Origin of the sequence: Saliniramus fredricksonii (assembly GCF_900094735.1) — a bacterium.
In the GTDB taxonomy this organism is placed as follows: Bacteria; Pseudomonadota; Alphaproteobacteria; order Rhizobiales; family Beijerinckiaceae; genus Saliniramus; species Saliniramus fredricksonii.
On sequence record NZ_FMBM01000002.1, the window covers coordinates 1,701,645 to 1,722,656 of the forward strand.

The 21,012-nt window shown below is 65.1% G+C and carries 20 protein-coding genes and 1 tRNA gene; 11 read left to right on the top strand and 10 right to left on the bottom strand.

Features of this window, described 5'->3' with window-relative positions; all coding sequences use genetic code 11:
* Positions 1 to 147: 147 nt before the first annotated feature.
* From GA0071312_RS14305 to GA0071312_RS14325, 5 genes are all read right to left on the bottom strand, one after another.
* Positions 148 to 1,383, bottom strand: coding sequence for an MFS transporter (locus GA0071312_RS14305; protein WP_074445507.1), 1,236 nt, complete (start codon positions 1,381 to 1,383; stop codon positions 148 to 150).
* Between the two features lie 9 nt (positions 1,384 to 1,392).
* Positions 1,393 to 2,403, bottom strand: coding sequence for a thiamine-phosphate kinase (thiL, locus tag GA0071312_RS14310; RefSeq protein ID WP_074445508.1), 1,011 nt, complete (start codon positions 2,401 to 2,403; stop codon positions 1,393 to 1,395).
* Between the two features lie 181 nt (positions 2,404 to 2,584).
* A complete protein-coding gene (nusB, locus tag GA0071312_RS14315; RefSeq protein ID WP_074445509.1) occupies positions 2,585 to 3,109 on the bottom strand; it encodes a transcription antitermination factor NusB in 525 nt (174 codons plus the stop codon).
* A gap of 2 nt (positions 3,110 to 3,111) precedes the next feature.
* Positions 3,112 to 3,603 (bottom strand): 6,7-dimethyl-8-ribityllumazine synthase, encoded by a 492-nt coding sequence (ribH, locus tag GA0071312_RS14320; protein ID WP_074445510.1) that lies wholly within the window; start codon positions 3,601 to 3,603, stop codon positions 3,112 to 3,114.
* Positions 3,604 to 3,740: 137 nt separating this feature from the next.
* Entirely contained in the window at positions 3,741 to 4,163 is a 423-nt protein-coding gene (locus GA0071312_RS14325; protein WP_074445511.1) for a universal stress protein, read from the bottom strand.
* A gap of 263 nt (positions 4,164 to 4,426) precedes the next feature.
* Here GA0071312_RS14325 and GA0071312_RS14330 point away from each other — a divergent pair, with 263 nt between their 5' ends.
* On the top strand, positions 4,427 to 5,671 hold the full coding sequence (locus GA0071312_RS14330) for an MFS transporter (protein WP_238947231.1): 1,245 nt from the start codon (positions 4,427 to 4,429) through the stop codon (positions 5,669 to 5,671).
* A gap of 12 nt (positions 5,672 to 5,683) precedes the next feature.
* Here GA0071312_RS14330 and GA0071312_RS14335 read toward each other — a convergent pair whose 3' ends face one another.
* Both GA0071312_RS14335 and GA0071312_RS14340 read right to left on the bottom strand, forming a co-directional pair.
* Entirely contained in the window at positions 5,684 to 6,004 is a 321-nt protein-coding gene (locus GA0071312_RS14335) for a 2Fe-2S iron-sulfur cluster-binding protein (RefSeq protein WP_074445513.1), read from the bottom strand.
* Between the two features lie 138 nt (positions 6,005 to 6,142).
* Positions 6,143 to 6,472 (bottom strand): Hpt domain-containing protein, encoded by a 330-nt coding sequence (locus GA0071312_RS14340; RefSeq protein WP_165604038.1) that lies wholly within the window; start codon positions 6,470 to 6,472, stop codon positions 6,143 to 6,145.
* Between GA0071312_RS14340 and GA0071312_RS20105 the strand changes: the two genes are divergently transcribed.
* The 6 genes from GA0071312_RS20105 (at position 6,471) to GA0071312_RS14370 (ending at position 16,102) form a co-directional block, all read left to right on the top strand.
* Complete coding sequence (locus GA0071312_RS20105) at positions 6,471 to 6,761, top strand: hypothetical protein (RefSeq protein WP_165604039.1); 291 nt, start codon at positions 6,471 to 6,473, stop codon at positions 6,759 to 6,761. The two genes, GA0071312_RS14340 and GA0071312_RS20105, sit on opposite strands and share 2 nt — an antisense overlap.
* Positions 6,762 to 6,850: 89 nt before the next feature.
* On the top strand, positions 6,851 to 12,616 hold the full coding sequence (locus GA0071312_RS14345; RefSeq protein WP_074445515.1) for an apolipoprotein A-IV repeat region-like domain-containing protein: 5,766 nt from the start codon (positions 6,851 to 6,853) through the stop codon (positions 12,614 to 12,616).
* A gap of 252 nt (positions 12,617 to 12,868) precedes the next feature.
* Positions 12,869 to 13,666: a DUF2189 domain-containing protein gene (locus GA0071312_RS14350; RefSeq protein ID WP_074446210.1), complete on the top strand. Its 798-nt coding sequence runs from the start codon at positions 12,869 to 12,871 to the stop codon at positions 13,664 to 13,666.
* A 122-nt stretch (positions 13,667 to 13,788) separates the two neighbouring features.
* A complete protein-coding gene (locus GA0071312_RS14355) occupies positions 13,789 to 14,682 on the top strand; it encodes a sugar kinase (RefSeq protein WP_074445516.1) in 894 nt (297 codons plus the stop codon).
* 539 nt (positions 14,683 to 15,221) lie between these two features.
* The gene (locus GA0071312_RS14365; protein ID WP_083204587.1) at positions 15,222 to 15,659 is read left to right on the top strand and encodes a helix-turn-helix domain-containing protein; all 438 of its coding nucleotides are present in this window, start codon (positions 15,222 to 15,224) and stop codon (positions 15,657 to 15,659) included.
* Positions 15,656 to 16,102 (top strand): DUF6941 family protein, encoded by a 447-nt coding sequence (locus GA0071312_RS14370; RefSeq protein WP_074445519.1) that lies wholly within the window; start codon positions 15,656 to 15,658, stop codon positions 16,100 to 16,102. Before GA0071312_RS14365 ends, GA0071312_RS14370 begins: the two co-directional genes overlap by 4 nt.
* A gap of 92 nt (positions 16,103 to 16,194) precedes the next feature.
* On the opposite strand, the gene GA0071312_RS14375 is transcribed toward GA0071312_RS14370, so the two are convergent.
* Both GA0071312_RS14375 and GA0071312_RS20110 read right to left on the bottom strand, forming a co-directional pair.
* Positions 16,195 to 16,890, bottom strand: a complete 696-nt coding sequence (locus GA0071312_RS14375) for a substrate-binding domain-containing protein (protein ID WP_083204588.1) — start codon at positions 16,888 to 16,890, stop codon at positions 16,195 to 16,197.
* Positions 16,891 to 16,896: 6 nt separating this feature from the next.
* Positions 16,897 to 17,118 carry a helix-turn-helix domain-containing protein gene (locus GA0071312_RS20110; RefSeq protein WP_165604041.1) on the bottom strand — a complete coding sequence of 74 codons (222 nt, stop codon included), beginning with the start codon at positions 17,116 to 17,118 and terminating at the stop codon, positions 16,897 to 16,899.
* 145 nt (positions 17,119 to 17,263) lie between these two features.
* Between GA0071312_RS20110 and GA0071312_RS14380 the strand changes: the two genes are divergently transcribed.
* The 3 genes from GA0071312_RS14380 (at position 17,264) to GA0071312_RS14390 (ending at position 19,489) form a co-directional block, all read left to right on the top strand.
* The gene (locus tag GA0071312_RS14380; RefSeq protein ID WP_083204590.1) at positions 17,264 to 17,902 is read left to right on the top strand and encodes an ABC transporter permease; all 639 of its coding nucleotides are present in this window, start codon (positions 17,264 to 17,266) and stop codon (positions 17,900 to 17,902) included.
* Positions 17,899 to 18,630, top strand: coding sequence for an ABC transporter ATP-binding protein (locus GA0071312_RS14385; protein ID WP_074445521.1), 732 nt, complete (start codon positions 17,899 to 17,901; stop codon positions 18,628 to 18,630). Before GA0071312_RS14380 ends, GA0071312_RS14385 begins: the two co-directional genes overlap by 4 nt.
* An 82-nt stretch (positions 18,631 to 18,712) precedes the next feature.
* Positions 18,713 to 19,489, top strand: a complete 777-nt coding sequence (locus GA0071312_RS14390) for an ABC transporter substrate-binding protein (protein WP_238947311.1) — start codon at positions 18,713 to 18,715, stop codon at positions 19,487 to 19,489.
* 23 nt (positions 19,490 to 19,512) lie between these two features.
* On the opposite strand, the gene GA0071312_RS14395 is transcribed toward GA0071312_RS14390, so the two are convergent.
* Positions 19,513 to 19,588: transfer RNA gene (locus GA0071312_RS14395), tRNA-Ile, on the bottom strand.
* A 146-nt stretch (positions 19,589 to 19,734) separates the two neighbouring features.
* On the opposite strand from GA0071312_RS14395, the gene chrA reads away from it, so the two are divergent.
* The gene (gene chrA, locus GA0071312_RS14400) at positions 19,735 to 20,976 is read left to right on the top strand and encodes a chromate efflux transporter (RefSeq protein WP_074445523.1); all 1,242 of its coding nucleotides are present in this window, start codon (positions 19,735 to 19,737) and stop codon (positions 20,974 to 20,976) included.
* The last annotated feature ends 36 nt before the right edge of the window (positions 20,977 to 21,012 follow it).

Below are 21,012 nucleotides of genomic sequence, written 5' to 3' on the forward strand. Positions count from 1 at the left end.
TCAACGCGCCGGCGCATGCGGATTCAGCGCCGCCCAAACGTCCGCCCCCAGGGTGGTGGACGGAGCCTGCCAAAATTTTCAGCTATCGGCAAACGTCATTTATGCAAAATGTTGCATGTTTGTGCAGTGCAACATGCCACTTGTTGCTCAAGCCGGCGCGTGACGGCGCATCCGCGCCTGCGCGACGACCAGAACCAGCGCCACGGCGAGCGGCGGGAAGGAGAGCCAGTTGACGATCTCCCAGCCCCCGGCATCCAGCAGCTGGCCCGAGGAGAAGGAGGCAACGGCTACCGAGCCGAAGACGATGAAGTCGTTCGCCGCCTGCGCCTTGGTGCGCTCCTCCGGACGATAGGTATCCGTCACCAGCGCCGTGGCGCCGATGAAACCGAAGTTCCAGCCGACACCGAGCAGGATCAGCGCGGTCCAGAAATGCGCCACGGTCAGCCCCGAGAGTCCGATCACGGCGGAGACCGCGATCATCACGAGCCCGATGGCGGTGATCATCTCCTTGCCATAGCGATCAATCAGCTTGCCGGTGAAGAAGCTCGGCGCGAACATGGCGAGGATGTGCCAGGAAATCCCCAATGCCGCCGTCTCCAGTGGCAGGCCGCATTCAACCATGGCCAGCGGCGCCGCCGTCATCAGGAAGGCCATCAGGCCATAGGAAACCACGCCCGCCGTCACCGCGATGATGAAACGGGGCTGCAACATGATCGTCACAAGCGGCCGCCCGGATGCCGTCGGCGCATCGCCGGGCGCCGGCGTCGTCACCGGAACGGGCGGCGTGCGCAGAAACGAGATCACCACGATGGCGATCAGAGCGAGCAGCGCCTGTGCCATGAAGGAACCTGCGAAGGTCGCGCCGGGAACCATGTCGCGGGTGAAGATCACCACCTGCGGCCCAAGAATTCCCGCCGCGAGACCGCCGGCGAGCACGTAGGAGATCGCCCGTGCCCGGAAAGCGGATGTCGCCGCATCGGTCGCGGCGAAGCGGTAGCTCTGAACGTAGGAGCCATAGAACCCGGCGATCAGCGTGCCGATGCAGAACATCACGAAATCGCCCCAGACGATCGCGAGCGCCGCGATCGAGCCGCCCACCACCCCGTGCAGCCCACCGAAGATATAGCCGTTGCGGCGTCCGAACCGGCGCATCACCATCGCTGCGGGGATGATGCCGGCGGCGAGACCGAGATTGAGCAGGCTGACAGGGAGCGTCGCCAGCGATTCGCGCGGGGCGAGCATCAGCCCCACCAGCCCGCCGATCGAGATCACGATGGCCGGATTGGCCCCGCCCAGCGCCTGCGCGCCGGCCAGGACCCAGGCATTGCGCTTGGCGAGAGCGTCGGGATCGGTGGTCGGTGTCACGGCGGCCTGAATGGTCATGAAGCAATCTCAGAAATGGCTATACGAACCCTTCTCGTACTGCTTCCGTCCGTTCGCGTCACTGAAGATTGGCGAACAATCGTTTTGCGCGAAATCGCGCGGCCTGAAATATCCGATCGGAGTCATGGCGATGCCGACTTGCCCGCATTCGTTCAGAAAATCGTCGAGATCGTCCGGTGCAACGCTGCACAGGATCTCGTAATCATCGCCCCCGGTCACCAGCCTGTCGCGCAGTTGCGGATGCGACCCGGACAGGGTCCGGGCCGCGCCGGACAACGGCAGCTTCTCCAGATCCACCTCCGCCGAGACACCGCTCGCCTTACACATCTTGGCGAGATCGCCGGCGAGCCCATCGGAGACATCCATCGCCGCACGCGCCCGGCGGCGCAGGATATCGGCCAGCGCGATGCGGGGCTGGGGATGCAGAAAGCGATCGGTAAGGAAGACACGACTCTGGATACCGATATGCAGAGCCCAGGGTTCCGTCACACCAGAGCGCAAGGCGAGACCGAGCGCGGCATCGCCAATCGTGCCGCTGACGCAGAGCACATCCCCGTCCCGCGCGGTGAAGCGGTGCACCATCTCCCCATGCGGGACCTCGCCGAAAGCCGTGATCGAGAGCCAGTACGCGCCATTGGCGCGCACCGTATCGCCACCGAGCAGCGGACAGCCGAATGCGCGTGCGGCATGGCCGAGCCCCTGGGTGAAGGCCGCCAGCCAATCCTCCCGCCAGCCCTCCTCCAGCGCCAGCGAGAGCACGTGCCCACGCGGGCGTGCGCCCTTCGCCGCGAGATCGGACAGGTTCACCGCCAGCGCCTTGCGCGCGATGGCGGCTGGCGGATCATCGGGCAGGAAATGCACACCGGCCACGATCGCATCGACCGTGACGACGAGATCATTCCCCTCTCCCGGCGTCAGCGCAGCCGCGTCATCGCGCATGCCGAAACCACCCTCGCCGGCGATCGGGGCGAAATAACGGGCGATCAGTTCGTCTTCACTCAGGCGCCGATCCGTATCCATTCTCGATACCCCCCGGTGCTCGCGGGACAGGCGAGCCGCTGTTCAGATACCGGGTCGCAAAAGAGCAATCAACGCAATATTTGCCTGTGACCATAGGTCAATCGGGCCGACAACGCTGAAATTGCCGATCCGGCGAAGCGGACAACCTGTCCGGACGATCGGCGATACGCTGGACACTACGTCATTTTTGACGGGTCGACTGGCCGCGCCCCTTGCCCTCGAATTCCTCGGGCCGCGTCTTGTGGGCGATGGCATCGAGCACGCCGTTGACCATGCCCGGCTCCTCGCCCTCATAGAACGCATTGGCGACCTCGACATATTCGTTGATCACCACCCGTACCGGCACGTCGCGGCGCATCATCAGTTCGAACACGGCGCAGCGGAAAATCGCCCGCAGAACGGCCTCGATCCGCTTCAACGGCCAGCCCTCGGCGAGGGTTTCGTCGGTGGCGCGGTCGATTGCGCGCTGTTCGCGTACGACGCCGGAGAGAAGGTCGCGAAAGAAAGGCATGTCGGAGGCATTGAAGGTCATGCCCTCGATCTCGCGCCCGATCCAGTGCGCCTCGAATTCGGCGGTGACCTCGACCACGCCCTTGCCGGACACTTCCATCTGGTAGATCGCCTGGACGGCGGCGAGGCGGGCGGCGCTGCGCTCGCTGGCTCGGTTGTTGCCAGGATTGCCTTTACCGGGATTGCTCTTGGCCATATTCAGAACCCCGTCACCAGGCCGCGCTTGATGCGCAGGACCGCGAGCGCCGCATCAGCTGCACCACCGCCCTTGTTCATTTCGTCGACGCGCGCCCGTGCCCGTGCCTGGGCGTCATTCTCGACAGTGAGGATACCATTCCCAAGAGGAAAGCGGCGCGCCACGGAGAGATCCATCAGCGCCCGCGCGCTTTCGCCGGCAACGATCTCGTAATGCCCCGTCTCGCCCCGGATCACGCAGCCCAATGCCACTGCCGCATCATAGGGCGTGCCGGACGCCTCGGCCCGGTCGAGCAGGATCGCCATGGTGGCGGGAATTTCCAGCGCACCGTCCACTGTGAAGACCTCGGCCACGCCTTCAGCCTGCGTGATGGCGGCGCGCGCGCCGCGCAGAAGCTCGTCGGCGAGATCATCGTAGAAACGTGCCTCGACGACGAGGATGCGCGCACCGGGTACCGGAGGCTGGGGCTGCTGTTGTCTGGAACTGGCGGTCATGTAAGGCCTTCGGCGAGGTCGGATCTGATTGCGTCGCGCATCAGTTACGCCGGGCTGCGCCACAGGGCAAGCCCGCGCGCATCCACCCGGCGCAAATCAGCCCTTCCCGTCTTGCAAGGCCCGGTCACGCGGGCGCGTCAGCGCACGACCAGCACCGAGACCTTGGCGTGGCGCACGATCGTCGTGGCGTTGGAGCCGAGCAGATAGGTCGACATGCTCGGGCGATGTGAACCGATCACGATCAGATCCGCGCCACACTTGTCGGCCTCGTCGAGCACCTCGTGATAGATCGAGCCCAGACGCACGACGGAGGAGACGCATTCATCGGGCAGATCGACCCCGGCGGCCAGCTCCGCAAGCGCTTCCTCAGCCTCGCGCTGCTGTTGCTCGTCGAATTGGGGCGGCACGAATTCCATGTAGGTGACCGGCATGATCGAGCGCACATAAACGAGGCGAAGCTGCCCCTGCCCGGCCTTCGCCATGGCCGCAGCGCGCGTGACGGCAGGCTTCGAGGTGTCGGGATCGGCGATGTCGATGGGGACGAGAATGGTCTCATACATGGGGGAGCTCCTGACTGGCTGACCGGATGGATTCTTGCCGGGCGGATTCTTGCCGGGTGGATTCTTCCGGTGTGGATTCTTGCGGTGTGTCCGGGTCCTGGCATTGCCGAACCTTGGCGTTGCACGTTCGCATGCCGTCGCGCTCCGGGCTTTGACGCACGTCAAACGTCGCGTTTGTGCCCCGGTCCAAGCCCATCGCGGATTTGACGGGCGTCGTCCTGCGGCGCAAAGTCCTGTCTCCCGTCGCATCCTGGAAACGCTCCGTGCTGCCTGCTTCCAACGCCCCCTGGCGCGAGCGCGCCGTCTTCGCCTCGCCGATCGTCTTCCTGATGACGCTGGCCTTCATCAACTGGATCGGCTTTGCGAGCTGGCAGGCCCTGCTCAACAATTTCGCGAAGGAGGAAGCGGGCTTTTCCGGATTCCAGATCGGCGTGCTGCAATCGGTGCGTGAGATCCCAGGCTTCCTCGCTTTCACAGCCATCCTTCTCTTCATGGTGATGCGCGAGCAGATGCTCGCCTATCTCAGCCTGATCATCCTCGGCATCGGCATCGCCATGACCGGGTATTTCCCCAGTTTCTACGGCCTGCTGCTGACCACCACCATCATGTCGATCGGCTTTCATTATTTCGAGACGGCGAACCAGGCGCTGGCCCTGCAGCTGCTCTCGAAGAAGGAGGCGCCGGGCGGGCTCGGCAAGATCCACGGGGCGAATGCGGCGGCGCAGCTCACCGCCTATGGCGGCATCGGGGCCGTGTATTTCCTGATGGAGCCGAGTTTCGAGGCACTGTTCCTCGTTGCCGGCGGCACCACGATCCTGCTGGCGATCACGGCGATGCGCGTGTTCAGGCGCTTCCAGGGCAGCGTGCCGCAGAACAAGGGGCTCGTCCTGCGCTCGCGCTACTGGCTGTATTACGTGCTGACTTTCCTCTCGGGTGCGCGCCGGCAGCTCTTCATGGCCTTCGGCGGCTTCCTCCTGGTCGAGCGCTTCGGCTACGACGTCGCCGGCATGGCCCGGCTGCTCTTCGTGGTCTGTGCCGTGAACATCTTCGTGGCGCCGCTGCTCGGACGGCTGATCGGCCTGATCGGCGAGCGCAGGACCATCATCATCGAGAATGTCTCGCTGATCGTGGTCTTTCTCGGCTACGCGCTCACCGGAAGCGCGGTGGTCGCAGGCGCGCTCTTCATCGTGGACGGCATCTTCTTCACGCTGACCATCGCGCAGCGCACCTATTTCCAGAAGATCGCCGATCCCGCCGATATCGCCCCCACCGCGAGCGTGGCCTTCACCATCAACCATATCGCGGCCGTGTTCATTCCAGTGGTCTTCGGCGTGATCTGGATGACGGATCCCAGCGCCGTGTTCATGATCGGCGCCTTCATCGCCCTGATCTCGCTGAGCCTCGCCTTCCTGGTGCCGCGCCATCCGGAAGCCGGATTCGAGACGACCACGGGATGGTTTGCCACCAACCTCCCGCAACCCGTTCCACCGAAGCTCCCGGCGGAATAGGCGTCCGGGCAATCAGCCCTGCATCTCAGGGGTGTGGACGGTCAGGCCGTCCATTTCCTCGGTGATGCGGATCTGGCAGGAGAGACGGGAAGTCGGCTTCACGGCGAAGGCGAAGTCGAGCATATCCTCTTCCATCGGCTCAGGGCCGCCGACCTTCTCGCTCCAGGCGTCGTCGACATAGACATGGCAGGTGGCGCAGGCGCAGGCGCCGCCGCATTCGGCATCAATGCCGGGAATGCCGTTGCGGATCGCCGTCTCCATGACCGTAGCGCCCGGTTCCGCCTCGACCGTGCGACTGTTGCCTTCGAAATCGACGAAATTGATCTTGACCATCAACTGCTCCCCTTTGGCCCTTCGGGGCCGATCCGGCATCGCGCCCGTGCATCCGGCGCCTTGATCCGGGGGGTACTTAGGTCAATTCAAAACAGGATGCCAGCCTTCGCAACGCAAAAGGCACGCGCAAAAACCGCGCTATGCCGCGCCGCGCCGGGCGATGACGGCCCGTGTCTCCTGAATGACGGTTTCGAGCCGTGCCCATTCGGCGCGCGGAAGGACCCCCTCGCTGCGCAGGCCGGATTCGACCCGCTCGGCGGCATCGGCGACGGCGCGAGCGCCGATGGCACGGGCGCCGCCCTTGAGCGTGTGGGCGGCATCGATGCGCTCCTGCAGCGCGCCACCCTCACGTGCGATCACCGGCGCCAGCGCATCGCACTGCCCTTCGAAAAGACCGAGGAGTTCGCCCGCCAGCGCTTCGTCATCGAAGGTCGCGGTGGCGAGATAGTCGCTGTCGAGAAGGGGCATGTCCCACCCTGATGCAGCAGCCGCTTTCATCATCACTCCCCGCCTCCATTGGCCCGAAGCGTGTGTCATCGCGGGCCAGATTGCGATTCTGCCCGCCACCGCGCGCCCGGTCCACAGTTATGTGGTGCGTGAAACCCTTGTGCAGACTAACTTTTGCTGGTTTGGTAACCATATCGTTAATGAAAGGCTAAAATCGCGTGCCGGGCCGGTTTTCATTGAGTTTGCAGGGGACTACACTCGGCGATGGAAAATCGTGGGTAGCGTTCTTGCACGCATGGAGGCGGCGTGAGACGCGTTTCATCCATGCACGGCGCGAAGCATTAACCGGCCGGCGCTAAGGCATGACCCCGCGAATGGTTGCGTTATCGAGGCGGCGACATGGCAACGGAAAAGAAGCTCAAGGATCCGGCGGAAGCGGCGCTGTCGGCAGTCGAGCAGGCATTGAACCTGGGACCGGACGATGCGGCGGACAAGAAGTCCGAGCGCAACGAAACGGATTCATCCTCCAATGCATCACCTGCAAAGGCCGATGCGAGCGCGGATGTGAAGGGTCCAGGCCGTGCCGCCCAGACCGAAGACGAATCGCAGGATGCGCCGGACGAGCCGCGCCTTCCCGCGATCGAGGAAGACGAGCTGACCCGCCGCTTCGACCGCAATGCCCTCGATGAGGAACTCTCCGCCCGCCGCGCGGAAGGCGAGCGTCAGGCCGGCGTGGTAAGTCCCGACCGCACGCGCGTGGCGAATGACGACCGCCAGAGCATCGGCATGCTGATGCAGGCCATGCAGGTGCGCCCCTCCCGCAAGCCCTATGGCTATGCAGCTATGGCTTCGCTCGCCTGGATCGGCGCGCTGATCGGGCTCGCGAGCCTTGATGGCGGGCTCGGCAGCATGATTGCCGGCTGGGGTGCCGCGCAGACGGCGATCGCCGGTGCGGTGATGCTGGTGCCGACAATTTTCTTCTTCACCGCCGCCGTTCTGGCAGTGCGCTCGCAGGAAATGAAGCTGGTCGCGCGGTCCATGGGCGAAGTCGCCATGCGTCTGGCGGAGCCCGAGAGCTTCTCGACCGACGCCGTTCTGACCGTTTCACAGGCTGTGCGCCGCGAAGTCGCGGCCGTCGGTGACGGTATCGAGCGGGCGCTGGCCCGCGCCGGGGAGCTCGAAACGCTGGTGCGCAGCGAAATCTCGACGCTGGAGCGCGCCTATTCCGACAACGAAATCCGCATCCGTTCACTGGTTGACGAGCTGATCGCCCAGCGCGAGGCGATCGTCGCCAATGCCGAGCGCGTCCGCGGGGCGATTTCCGGCTCGCACGAGACCTTCGCGCAGGATCTCGACAAGGCCTCCCAGCGCATCGTCGAGGCGATCTCTGCCACGGGCGACCGCGTCAGCGGCTCGATCGAAAGCCGTGGCGAACACATCACCACCGCTCTTGGCCGCGCCGGCGAACAGGTCGTCGACGACATGGCTTCACGCGGCGAGGAACTGGTACAGCGCCTCGGCGGCGTCACCGATGAAGTGCGCTCCGGCATCTCGAAGGCCGGCGAGGAACTCGCCGCCGCAATCATGGCCCGCGCCGACGAATTCCGCGCCTCGCTCGAAGAAACCAGCGGCGCGCTTTCCGGCAAGATCCTGGAGAGTGCCGAGAGCGTCACGCGCTCGCTGGCCGAGACCGGGGATCAGGTCAACCGCTCCCTCGCCGATCAGGGCGAGCAGTTGCGCAGCAATCTGGAAAGCACCGCGAGCAAGCTCGAAGAGAGCTTTGCCGCACGCGGCAGCGAGATCAACGAACGCCTCGAAGCGACGGGTCACGGCATTGCCGAAGAGCTCGGCAATCGTGGCACCCGCATGCGTGAGGAAATCTCCGCCGGCCTGCGCGAGATCGGCGAGGATCTCGGCAGGCGCGGGGACGAGGTGGTTGCCCGCCTCGCCGAAAAGAGCACGGAGGCGGTCGCGCGCCTGGACGAGGCGAGCCAGCGCATGGAAGCGGGGATTTCGCGCTCGGGCGAGGAATTCAACCGCAATCTCGACGAACACACCGAAAAGACCCGCGAGAAGCTGGCCGATACCGGCAAGAGCGTCGCGCTCGCCATTGCTGGCCAGGGCACACGCATCAACGATGCGCTGCGTCAGTCCGGTGAAACGGTTTCCGGCCTTGTCGGCGAGAAGGCCGGGGAGATCGAAAAGCTGCTGGGCGATCGCCTTGCCGGCTTCGAAACCATCATCGTCGAACGCGGCGGCAAGCTGGAGCAGGATCTCGGCGAGCGTACCCGGCAGATCGAGCAAAGCCTCGACACACGCACGGCAGCCCTGACCGAGGCCCTCACGGCACGCTCGCACGATCTGGAGACGACGATCGACAGCCGCACGGAGATGCTTACCGGCAAGCTGGGCGAGCGCACGCAACAGATCGAGCAGAGCCTCGGCACGCACACGGCAGCCCTCACCGAAGCACTCACGGAGCGCACGCGCAGCCTCGAGACGACGATCGATGCCCGCAGCGAAGCGCTGACCGGCGCCATCGGCACCCGCATGGAGGCTTTCGAGCAGGCGGTGAATGCCGGTTCCGACAAGCTGTCCGGCGTGATCGGCGACAATCTCGCGCGTATCGAGACGGCGCTGCTGCGCGACGGCGGCGCGCTGGTCGACAAGTTCTCGCGCGACGTGGAGACCATGAGCGGCGTGATTTCCGGGCGCTTCTCCGAGATCGACCGCGTCATCAACATTGAGGGCAAGGCGCTGGCCGACACGCTCGGCGACCGCACCCGCGATGCGGCGGACATGATCGAAAACCGCCTGCGCGAGCTCGAAGACCGCGCGACGCAACGCGGCACCGAGATCACCACCCGCTTCGACGATATTGTCGGAAAAGTCGATGCCACCCTCGGCGCGCGCGCCAATGCGCTCAACGAGGCGCTGGTCGTGCGCACCGGCGAGATGGCCCGCGTCCTGGCCGAAGGCGGTCGCGACGTGTCGCAGGCGCTGGAGAAGCGCGTCGACGAGATCGGCGAGATCGTCACGGCCCGTACTGCCTCCATCGCCGACACGCTCTCCACCAAGGCCGATGAGATCGAGGCGAGGCTGGGCAGCCGCTCCGGCGAGATCGTCCAGGCGCTGGATACCAGCGTCAACCGCCTCGAAGGCGATGTCCTCGCCCGGCTCGAAACCGCCGCCGGCAGTATCGGCGAGCGCAGTACCAGCCTCGAAACCCTGCTCGGCAGCCGCGTCGACGACATCGTCACACTGTTCGAGACGCGTGGTCAGGAGATCGCCCAGGCGATCGGCGGCTCCACCGAATCACTGGCGACCATTCTCGACGAGAAGACCCGCACTCTTTCCGACACGCTCGACAGCCATGGCCGCGATGCCGGCCAGCAGCTGGAGACGCGCGGGCGCGAGATCAGCGCCAATCTGGGCAACCGGATCGAGGAGCTCTCGACCCTGATCGATCGCTCGTCAGAAATGCTCGGCCAGGTCATTGACCAGCGTGGTCGCAACATGGTGGTCTCGCTCGGGGAGCGCATCGCGGCGGCGACACAGAGCTTCAACGAGCAGTCGGACGGCCTCGCCCGCATGATCGAGGAGCGCAGCGAGACGCTGGTCGGCACGCTCGGTACCCGCGTCGACGAGTTGCAGGCGATCTTCGACAAGGGCGGCGAGCGCATCGGCGCAAATCTGAACGCCCGTGGCGAGGCCATGGTCGCGATCCTGGAGGGCCGTATCTCGCGGATCGCGAGCCTTCTGGAGAATGGCGGCGAAAATCTGGGCAAGCTGCTCGATCAGCGCGGCGACGCCTTCGTGCAGGAACTCGAGGGGCGCATCGCCCGCATCGACGCCCTGCTCGACGGCGGCGGCGAGCGCCTCACGGCGACGCTGGATGCGCGTGGCGAGGAAGTCGTCGCCAAGCTCAATACCAGCCTCGGCCAGCTCGCCTATCTGCTTGAGAAGGGCGGCAACGCGCTCAGCAACAATCTTGACCAGCGCGGTCAGGCCCTGATCGCCGATATCGAGACGACGGTCGGCAATCTCGCCAATCTGATCGAGCGCAGCGGCGGTGAACTCAGCGAGCGCATCGACACACGCGGCGACGCGCTGGTGGGCAATCTCGGCGCCAAGGTCAGCCAGCTCGAGAGCCTGATCGACATACGCGGTGAAGGCCTCGTCCATGCGCTGGGCGAGCGCAGCCAGGGGCTCGCCCGCGAGATCGCCGATGCCGGCGACAATGTCGTGCGCTCCCTCGAAATGCAGGGCGGTCGCCTGCTCGACACGCTGCGCGAGCGCAGCGCCGAGCTTCAGGATGTCTATGGCCGCTCCAGCGACGCGCTCAAGGGCGCCATCGACGAGGGCGCACAGCAGGCGATCGATGCACTGGTCGCAACCAACGAACGCATTCGCGGTGAACTCGGCAGCGTGCTCGTGCGTCTGCACGACGCCAACCGCGTGCTCGACGAGGTCGCCCGCCGCGCCGGCGGCAATCTCGGCGAGGTCGAGAGCAACCTCTCAGCCCGTGTCACAGAGATTTCCGGCCTGCTCGGAGAGGTCGCCGAACAGACCAACGCGGCCACAGGCCGGATCGCCGAACAGGCGCAGGCCCTGCGCTCGATTTCTTCCGGCGCTCTCTACGAGGCCGGAGAACTCGCCAAGACGCTCGATGCGCGCGGCGAATCGGCTGCCGAGAGCGCACAGCGCCAGGTCTCGGCGCTCGGCGAGGCGACGCGGATGCTCGAGCAGCTCGAACAGCGCATGGGCACCGGCCTGCATGGCCGCAGCGAAGCGCTCGAAGGCCTGCTCGCGCGGGTCGAGGAGCGCGCCGGCGAGATGGAGAAGATCAGCCGGCAGTTCACCGGGCTGATCGAAGGCTCGCTGACCGAGGCCGAAAGCAAGGCCAGACAGATTGGCGGCGTGCTCGCCGACAGTGCCCAGGCCAGCAGCGAAGCGATCACGAAGCAATTCGCCGAAATCCGTCAGGCGACGGATGGCGAGCGCAGCCGCACCAGCGCGGCGATCCGCTCGGCCTATGAGGATGTCGCGCGCGACATGCAGGGTGCGCTCGAAGGCACCGCCGAGCGCTTCCGCGAAGCGACGGACGAATTGCGCGCGATGACCGCGCAGATCCAGCGCGAGTTGGAGACGACGCGCAACGAACTCAAGCGCAGCCTCGCGGAACTCCCCAAGGATACGGAGGAGACCACGACCAGCATGCGGCGCGTGGTCGCCGACCAGATCAAGGCGCTCAATGAGCTCTCCTCGCTGGTCAGCCGTTCCGGCAAGGCGGTAGACGTGGCTCAGGCCGATGCCGCGCGCCTCGCGACGCAGAGCGCACAGAGCGGTCAGGCAACGCGCATGACGGGAACGTCGGGCCCGGCTCCGGGCGTCGCCAAGAGCGCGGCCACGAGTGCGGCATCCCAAGGCGCGATGGCAGCCGTGGCGGAGGCGGTCTCCCGCCCCGCCCAGACGACACCGCAGCCCGCCGCGCCGCCGCAGGCGCGCGCGGCGGAACCGGCGCCACAGCGTCCCGCTCCGCAACCGGCGGCGCAGCCTGCGGCCCAACCTTCAGCGCCCGCGCCGGCTCCCGCTCCCGCGCCGATGCAATTGCGTGGAACCGACACGCAGGCACCGCGATCCGGCACGGCCCGTCAGGGCGGCGATAATGGCGGCTGGCTCTCGGACCTGCTGCTGCGCGCCTCGCGCGACGACGATGATGCCCCCTCGGCGAAAGTCGAACCGGCTCCGCCGGCGCAGCCTCAGCCGCGCGTGGAACCGTCACGCGGCGACACCGGCGGATCGCGCAATTCCGGCGCCACCGCGCTCGATTCCCTCAACGCGATCTCGGTCGATATCGCCCGGATGGTCGAGCACAGCGCCGTCGTGACCGCCTGGGATCGTTTCAATCGCGGCGAGAACGGCGTGTTCGACCGCAACATCTACACCGCGCAGGGTCGCGAGACCTTCGAGGAGATCCGCCGCAAATACGGGCGCGATGCGGAATTCCGCCAGACGGTCGATCGCTATGTCGAGGAGTTCGAGCGCCTGCTGCGTGAGGTCGCCCGCGATGATCGCGATCAGATCCTGACGCGCACCTATCTCGTCTCCGAGACGGGCAAGGTCTATACAATGCTGGCCCATGCCAGCGGACGGCTCGGCTGAAGCCGGGCCGCACCGCGACCGGCCCTCCCCCGACGGTCGCGGCAGGGATGAAAACCAATGCGGCGCGCCGCGTAAGTAGGGCGCCGTATGGTGTGGTTGCGGGTTTATCGTAACAATAATACGGTTCGCATGGCATCCGCCCTCGGCGTGCCGGATTCGGCGCAACAGAAATGGCGGGGCGCGTGCAGGGGAGAAGCGCAGATGGCTCAGGAAACGACCGGCCAGGATCAGGTGCAGGGGCAGGCAGCGGCGATGGTGCCGGAATACAAGCCCGCGCCGCAGCCGGTGATTCGCGAAATCACCATGGAAGACGTTCAGGCCGCCTTCTATGAAGGCCTCAACGATTTCCGCGCCGCTCCGGCCTACGGGCTGTTCTTCGGTGCCGTCTATGCCGCCGGCGGCATCCTGATGCTGGCCCTCGTGATCGCCCTCGACGCGGTCTATCTCGCCTACCCGCTCGCGGCGGGTTTTGCGCTGATCGGCCCGTTCGTCGCCGTGGGTCTCTACGAGGTGAGCCGCAGGCGTGATCATGGCGAAAAGCTGGCCTGGGGGCCGATTCTCGGGGTGATCTTCTCGCAGAGCAAGCGCGAGCTCGGCTGGATGGCCTTCGTCACGCTGTTCGTGCTGATCATCTGGCTCTACCAGGTGCGACTGCTGCTTGCGCTGTTCCTCGGATTCCAGTCCTTTGCCACCCTCGGCGACTTCCTCAACGTGGTCTTCACCACGCCAGAAGGACTGCTCTTTCTGCTCGTCGGCAATGTCGTCGGTGCGTTGCTGGCACTCGGCCTGTTCTCGCTGACGGTGATCTCCTTCCCGCTCCTGCTCGACCGGGATGTCGATTTCATCACGGCGATGATCGCGAGCGTGAAGAGCGTGGTCATGAATCCCAAGCCCATGATCGGCTGGGGTCTATTTATCGTGCTGGGGCTGATTCTCGCCTCGATCCCCTTTTTCCTCGGCCTGCTGATCATCCTGCCTGCGCTCGGCCATGCCAGCTGGCGTCTGTATCAGAAAGTCGTGGCGCCGCCTGAGGAGGCAGCTGCAGGCTGATCACGCCGAAGGCATTTTTGCGCGGCGGCGGGGTTGCAATCGGCCTGTAAACTCGTTCGTTTATGGAGGCTGTCCGGTTTCATCCGGAATCGGGCAGCGGTTGAGCGAAGGAGTTTGCGATCGTGGAAGCGCTGTTCATCGGCCAAGCCTATATCGACGTCACCTTCGTCGCCGACGAATTGCCCAGCGGCGACGAGAAGAAAGTCGCGCGCGAATACGCGGTTTCGTTCGGCGGCAACGCCGTCACGGCGGCTTTCGCCTGCGCGAAGCTCGGCATCGCACCGGATCTGCTCGCTTCCGTGGCCGATGACTGGCTCGGGCGCATGTTCATCGACATGGCCGCGCAATACCGTATCAGCGTGCACCATCGCAAAGTGCGCGAATCCTCCCTCTCCTTCATCATGCCGCGCGGCGACAAGCGCGCCATCGTGCGCTGCCGCGATGACGATTATCTGCACCCGTTCCCGCCGCTCAATCTGGAGAAGTGCCGGGCGCTGCATGTGGACGGGCACCAGACCGATGCGGCGCTTCACTACGCCCATACCTGCCGCCAGGCCGGCATCCTCACCTCGCTCGACGGGGGCGGGCTGCGCGAGAACACGCACGAGCTGCTCGCCTATATCGATGTCGCCGTGGTCGCCGAGCGCTTATGCGAGCAGATGGACCTGACTCCGGCACAGATGCTGGCCTATCTGAAGACGCGCGGCGTGCATATCGGCGGCGTCACCATGGGCGAGCGCGGCATGCTCTGGTATGACGAAACCGGCACCCGGCAGCACATGCCGGCACTGGCCGTGCCTTCGGAAAAGGTCGTCGACACGAACGGCGCCGGCGACATCTTCCACGGGGCCTATATCTACTCGGCGCTGGCCCACCCCGAAGCCACCTGGGCCGACCATTTCCGCTTCGCCCGCGCCGCATCGGCCTATGCGATCCAGCATCTCGGCAACGAAACGAGCCTGCCCGCGCTCAGCGATGTCGAGGCAATACAGGCGACGCTGGTGGAGATGGGGTGAGGGGCGCGCCGTGGAGGCACCAGCACCACCCTGAAAGCGTATCATTGCTCAGAAACAACTTTTCATTCATACTATACTCCGTTGACCAACGGAGAAATTGACATATATGGCAATTTCAGAGACAGTGATATCGGAGTTTGATCTCCGGTCGATCAGCATCCGGTTGGGAGACAAGGAGGAAACATGGCGTACCATTTATGCCTCTCGCGCGCTTCAGGTTTTTTTGGCTGACATTCAGGTGAATGACCCACCGACCAGGTGGGAAGCCGATCTGACACCGAAGGAGCAGTTATATGAACTGTTTCGGGTCTTCATAACTGGCGAAACTCTGAGAACCGACAACCAATTTCACATCATGCGACCGACAGATGATGCCGTGTGGGAACTCAAGACACCGGATTTGCGCATTTTTGGCTGGTTTATCGCGAAAGATCAATTTGCTGGCATATTCGGGGACTGGGCCGACAGGATAAAGGAACACGGCCTCTATGCCGGATACCGTGACGAGATAACCCGGCGGCGCCTAGAATGCGGTGCCGATGACACGTGTTGTGTATGGGAGACTGAGGAAAATGCAGTCATTTCAATTCGAAATCGATGAGCAGAGCGCATGCGCGGCCCGCTTCATCAGCCGTGTACGGCGTGAACTCGTCGATGCCTTCCTCACCGAAAAGAACGAGCGCGGTCTGACGCAAAACGAGATTGCAGAGCGCCTCGGCGTCAATGCGTCGATGATCAGCCGGCAACTGTCCGGCGAAACGAATCTGACGCTGCGATCTGTTGCCGAACTCGCCTGGGCGATGGGCTATGGCGATATCGCTTTCAAGCTGGAGAAGGCAGAAAGGGATGATCGCCGGAACTACGCTTCTGCTGCCACACATGTTGTGTCGTTCGGCGATCTCGGCGCGATCGGAGCCGAAGAAACAACGACGGTTTCCAGCGGGCCTACAACATTTCTGCAAGGCCATACCGAATGATCATCAAAGGTTTCGTGACATTCTGCGACGATATCAGACAGGAGCTCGGCGGGAAGATAACGCTTGTCGGCTGTTACATCGGTGAGATGACCGTCCATGACCAGGCCCCTGCGACGCTTGCCAAGCTCGGGCTTCAAGCGAAGCTTGTCTTTCCCGCCGAAATGGCGCCGCGAAAGATCGATGTCAGGGTTGATTTCGTGCCAGGCGACAAAACCCTGTTCGAGGCCACGCTGGATATTCCCGAAGGCGCACACAAAAAGGCTCTTGACCGGGTTGAACCCGACGGCACAGGCGACGAATCGCAATTTGTACTCGTCCAACATACAATCCTGTCACCGCTGGAGATACCGGAAGACGGTCGCATCCGTGTCAGAGCCGTCGTCGACGGCGAAACCGTCAAGCTTGGCTCACTGCGTATCCGCTTCGACCCGCCCCTCCCATGAAACGGCGGGATGCAAGCGGCCTCCCCACAAACATGGTCCGCGCGGATTGGCCAAGCTCCTGTACCGGAAACCCGACGCCCATATCCGTCAGATTACCCGTTCCAGCGCACTGCCCCGCATTGCGCGATGTCATATCCACCCAGATAGTCGGCCCGGCGGGTGAATTCCCGTGTTGCGGCGAACGCCATGAGCGCCTGGACCGGCGGCTCGAAATAGTCGCGCCGCGCCATGACCAGATCAAAACATTCGTCGTGCAGCAACGGCAGGAAGGCGAGCGCGCCTGCGGCAGCCTGCAGGCCGAGCCCGCAATCCGCGTCGCCGGTGGCGATCATCGCAGCGAGATCGGCATGGGTCTCGACAGGGTTTGGCGCGACGACCAGCGCGTCGCGGCTCAGCCCGCACCGTGCCAGCAGCATCTCCAGCAATAATTGCGATCCCGCCCCCGGCCCACGCAGAGCAAAGCGGCATCCGCGCCGGACGGCATCCTCGAGCCCCGTGATCTTGAGCGGGTTCCCCGGCGCCGTGATCAGCCCCTGTACCCGCTTCGCCCAATGGATGACCACATGCGACGCGCCGGTCAGGTGGCTTCTGACGGCCGGGATGTTCCAGGTGCCCGAAGCAGGATCGATGAGGTGGCAGCCCGCCAGAAGAGCGCGCCCGCTCGCGAGTTCCTCCAGCCCCTGCGTCGAGCCAGCGACGCGCACCGCGAGCCCCGATCCGGATTGCCGCAGGGCCCATTCGAGCAGCGGATCGTTCGAACCCGCATAGATCGGTGGAGGCGGGGCGATTCCGGTTTACGGCAGCTCGGTCTGCGCTTCGAGCCAGGCATCGACGAGCCGTTTGGGGAAGAGGAGCTTGCCGGTGGCGCGCGTGAACGGGATGGTCTGGCGCGAGACCATCTCGTAGATCGTGCGCTCCTTGACACGCAGATAATCGGCCACCTCCGTCGTCGTCATCAGCGATGACGGAATCACGGGGCTCGATCCGGGCTTCTCGTCAATTGATATCGACTGCATAATCGCGCAATATCCTGCATCAATTACATTGTTGCCATCTATTCTGTTTTTTGCTCTGATTTCAAGATCCAATGCAGGATTCTTCTGATTGAGCGGCCCCTTCACGACAGCCTTTGCGCTGATCACCTCCGGCGATCCGGCCCTGATGCAGATCATCGGGCTGTCTCTGCGCGTGACGGTCACCGCCGTGCTGATTGCCTGTCTGATCGGATTGCCGCTCGGCGCCGGGCTGGCACTGGCGCGGTTTCCCGGGCGATCGCTGGCGATCATCCTGTTCAATGCGCTGATGGGGCTTCCCCCTGTGGTCGCGGGCCTCGTCGTCTATCTTCTGCTCTCGCGCTCGGGGCCACTCGGATCGCTCGCGCTTCTGTTCACCCCCACCGCGATGGTCATCGCCCAGACCATCCTGATCCTGCCGATCCTGATCTCGCTGACCCGCTCGGTCGTCGAGGATCTGTGGGGAGAGTATCGCGAGCAGCTGCGCTCGCTGGGTGCCAGCCGCCTGCGGGCGGTGCCGACACTGCTCTGGGATGGCCGCGTCAGCCTCCTCACCGGCGTGCTCGCTGGCTTTGGGCGGGCGAGCGCGGAAGTCGGGGCGGTCCTGATCGTGGGCGGCAATATTGCAGGCCATACCCGCACCATGACGACAGCCATCACGCTGGAGACCGCGCGCGGCGAGCTCGGCCTCGCCGTGGCGCTCGGCATCATCCTGCTCACGCTGACGCTGAGCCTGAACGCGCTCGCCTGGGGCGCCGGCCAATGGGCGAAGGGGAGGCTCGGATGAAGCGCGAAGGCGATCTGCATCCCCCGATCCTGCCATTGCAGCTTGAACAGGCCGGCTATGCCGTGGCCGGGGCGGCACTGCTGGAGGAAATTTCGCTCGCCATTCCCGCCGGGCGGCGCCTGATCGTGATGGGCGCAAACGGCGCCGGCAAGAGCCTGTTGCTGCGGCTCTGCCATGGCCTGATCGAACCGACATCCGGACGGCGGATCTGGGCGAATGGCGAGACGCGTCCGCAGGTACAGGCGATGGTGTTCCAGCGCCCCGTCCTGCTCCGGCGCTCGGTCGCGGCCAATCTCGCCTATCCCTTGCGTCTGCGTGGCATGGGCCGCGCCGCCTGCCGGGAGATCGTCACGCAGACACTGGAGCGCTTCGGGCTCGCCGCCCTCGCGGGCCGCCCCGCACGCCTGCTTTCCGGAGGCGAGCAACAGCGCCTCGCCCTCGCCCGTGCCTGGGCCATGCGCCCGCAGATCCTGTTTCTCGACGAGCCGACATCGGCGCTCGACCCCTCGGCCACCCGCATCATCGAGGCGATGATCGAAAGCTTCTCGGCGGAGGGCATCACCATCGTGATGAGCACCCACAATCTCGGCCAGGCCCGGCGCCTTGCTCAGGACATCGCCTTCCTGCATCGGGGCCGCCTGATCGAGCACGGCCCGGCCGACATTTTCTTCGAGGGGCCCAAAGCCCCGGAAGCGCACGCCTTCCTGGCGGGCGACCTGATCTGGTAAGAGCAATCTGGAGGAAACAATGACGACCAACCGACGCACTCTGCTTCTGGGCTCCGTGACGGGCCTTGCATCCGGCATTGCCATGCTGGTGGCGCTGCCGCTCGCCACCCCCGCACAGGCCCAGGACTTCATCACCGTGGCCTCGACCACCTCGACCGAGAATTCCGGCCTGTTCGATCATATCCTGCCGCTTTTCCAGGAAGAGACCGGGATCGAGGTCCGTGTCGTCGCGCAAGGCACCGGGCAGGCGCTTGAGACCGGGCGCCGGGGCGACGCGGATGTCGTCTTCGTCCATGCCCGTGAGCTCGAGGAGGCCTTCGTTGCCGACGGTTTCGGCGTGGAGCGCCTCGACGTGATGTATAACGACTTCGTCATCGTCGGTCCGGGCGCGGATCCCGCCGGGCTGGAGGGTGCCGATGATGCGGCTTCGGCCATGGCTGCGATCGCTGAGGCCGAGGCGCCCTTCGCCTCGCGTGGTGACGACAGCGGCACGCATGTGGCGGAGATGAACCTGTGGAAGGCCGCCGGTGTCGCACCGGAGGGTCAATGGTATCTCTCCACCGGCTCCGGCATGGGCGCGACCCTGAACACCGCCGCCCAGGTGCCCGCCTACGCCCTGACCGATCGCGCCACCTGGCTCTCCTTCGCCAATCGCGGATCGCTGGAGATCGTCTTCGAGGGTGATCCGGTGCTGTTCAACCCCTACGGCATCATTCTCGTCGATCCCGAACGCCATCCGCACGTCAAGGCGCAGCAGGGGCAGGCCTTCATCGACTGGGTGGTCTCGCAGGCGGGGCAGGAGGCGATCGCGGGTTATACCATCGATGGTGAGCAGTTGTTCTTCCCGCTTGCCGATTGACGATCCGACGCCTTGCCTGGGATTGGTGGGCCCGGCTGGACTCGAACCAGCAACCAGACCGTTATGAGCGGCCGGCTCTAACCATTGAGCTACGGGCCCTGCGCCTCAGGCGAGGAATCGCGGTTGTGACCGCTCATGGGAAATAGCGGAATTCGGTATGGAAAATCAATCGCTGAAGTTGCACTCCTGTCATGGTCGGGTCGTAAACCACCACTCGGACCCCGACGCGGCCCAGGATATATACGATGAATGACGACAAGGCGGCGCAGGTGACCGGTGCCAGCGGGAGCGGATCGGGGAGCGTCGGCGAAGTCTTCGCTGCCTTTGGCAAGCTGGGGCTGACCGCCTTTGGCGGGCCGATCGCGCATCTGGGCTATTTCCGTGACGAATTCGTCACACGCCGCAAATGGCTGGATGAAAAGGGCTATGCCGATCTCGTCGCACTGAGCCAGTTCCTCCCCGGCCCGGCATCAAGCCAGGTCGGCTTCGCGCTGGGGTTGATGCGGGCGGGTCCAGCGGGCGCAGCGGCGGCGTTTCTCGCCTTCACCCTGCCCTCGGCGCTAATCATGATCGCCTTCGCCCATGGCGCCTTCATATTCGCCGGACCGGTCGGCGCCGGCATCATCGACGGGCTGAAGATCGTCGCAGTGGCCATCATCGCGCATGCGGTCTGGGGCATGGCGCGCCAGCTCTGTCCGGATCGCACCCGCGCTGGGATCGCGCTCGGCGCGGTGCTGATCGCCCTCATCCCGGCGGGCGCGTATATGCAGGTGCTGGCCATCGCTGTCGGCGCCTTGCTCGGTCTCGTCCTGAGCCGCGAGCCGCGCGGCGAGACCGGCAGCGCCCTCCCCTTCGCCGTGTCGCGCGCCACAGGCGTTGTCTGCCTCGCCGCCTTCGCAACCCTGCTGATCGGCCTTCCGCTCGTGAACGCCGCAGGCGCGCCGCAGGGGATCGCGCTGTTCGATTCGTTTTATCGCGCCGGCGCGCTCGTCTTCGGCGGCGGCCATGTCGTACTGCCGCTGCTCGAAGCGGAGACCGTCCGCACCGGCTGGATCGACGCGGACACATTCCTCGCCGGATACGGTGCGGCACAGGCCCTGCCCGGCCCGCTCTTCACCTTCGCCGCCTATCTCGGCGCCGCCATCGAGCCGATACCAGGCATCGGAGCGAACGGCGTTTTTGGGGCGATGATCGCGCTCGCAGCGATTTTCCTGCCCGGGTTCCTGCTGCTGGTCGGGGTGATTCCGTTCTGGAACGCCTTCCGCGCGCGCCCTGCCGCGCAGGCGCTGATGCGCGGCGCCAATGCCGCCGTGGTGGGGATCCTGGGTGCTGCGCTCTACACGCCGGTCTTCACCAGTGCCGTGATCGGGCCGGGCTCCTTCGCGCTCGCGCTCACCTGTTTCCTGCTGCTCATGGTCTGGAAGCTGCCGCCCTGGGGCGTCGTTATCGTCGCCGCGATCGGTGGCGCGCTGATGGGCGCGGTGTGAAGCGCATCTGTGATATCTGGACAAGGCCTGCGGGCT

Bases quoted from the DNA above. Each gene is read 5' to 3' on its own strand.
- GA0071312_RS14365 (WP_083204587.1), top strand. From the start codon at position 15,222: ATGACACGTGTTGTGTATGGGAGACTGAGGAAAATGCAGTCATTTCAA.
- GA0071312_RS20110 (WP_165604041.1), bottom strand. From the start codon at position 17,118: ATGCAGTCGATATCAATTGACGAGAAGCCCGGATCGAGCCCCGTGATT.
- GA0071312_RS14340 (WP_165604038.1), bottom strand. From the start codon at position 6,472: ATGCCCCTTCTCGACAGCGACTATCTCGCCACCGCGACCTTCGATGAC.
- GA0071312_RS14385 (WP_074445521.1), top strand. From the start codon at position 17,899: ATGAAGCGCGAAGGCGATCTGCATCCCCCGATCCTGCCATTGCAGCTT.
- GA0071312_RS14305 (WP_074445507.1), bottom strand. From the start codon at position 1,383: ATGACCATTCAGGCCGCCGTGACACCGACCACCGATCCCGACGCTCTC.
- GA0071312_RS14345 (WP_074445515.1), top strand. From the start codon at position 6,851: ATGGCAACGGAAAAGAAGCTCAAGGATCCGGCGGAAGCGGCGCTGTCG.
- GA0071312_RS14325 (WP_074445511.1), bottom strand. From the start codon at position 4,163: ATGTATGAGACCATTCTCGTCCCCATCGACATCGCCGATCCCGACACC.
- nusB (WP_074445509.1), bottom strand. From the start codon at position 3,109: ATGGCCAAGAGCAATCCCGGTAAAGGCAATCCTGGCAACAACCGAGCC.
- GA0071312_RS14335 (WP_074445513.1), bottom strand. From the start codon at position 6,004: ATGGTCAAGATCAATTTCGTCGATTTCGAAGGCAACAGTCGCACGGTC.
- chrA (WP_074445523.1), top strand. From the start codon at position 19,735: ATGAATGACGACAAGGCGGCGCAGGTGACCGGTGCCAGCGGGAGCGGA.
- GA0071312_RS20105 (WP_165604039.1), top strand. From the start codon at position 6,471: ATGTCCCACCCTGATGCAGCAGCCGCTTTCATCATCACTCCCCGCCTC.
- thiL (WP_074445508.1), bottom strand. From the start codon at position 2,403: ATGGATACGGATCGGCGCCTGAGTGAAGACGAACTGATCGCCCGTTAT.
- GA0071312_RS14390 (WP_238947311.1), top strand. From the start codon at position 18,713: ATGCTGGTGGCGCTGCCGCTCGCCACCCCCGCACAGGCCCAGGACTTC.
- GA0071312_RS14350 (WP_074446210.1), top strand. From the start codon at position 12,869: ATGGTGCCGGAATACAAGCCCGCGCCGCAGCCGGTGATTCGCGAAATC.
- GA0071312_RS14380 (WP_083204590.1), top strand. From the start codon at position 17,264: ATGCAGATCATCGGGCTGTCTCTGCGCGTGACGGTCACCGCCGTGCTG.
- GA0071312_RS14370 (WP_074445519.1), top strand. From the start codon at position 15,656: ATGATCATCAAAGGTTTCGTGACATTCTGCGACGATATCAGACAGGAG.
- ribH (WP_074445510.1), bottom strand. From the start codon at position 3,603: ATGACCGCCAGTTCCAGACAACAGCAGCCCCAGCCTCCGGTACCCGGT.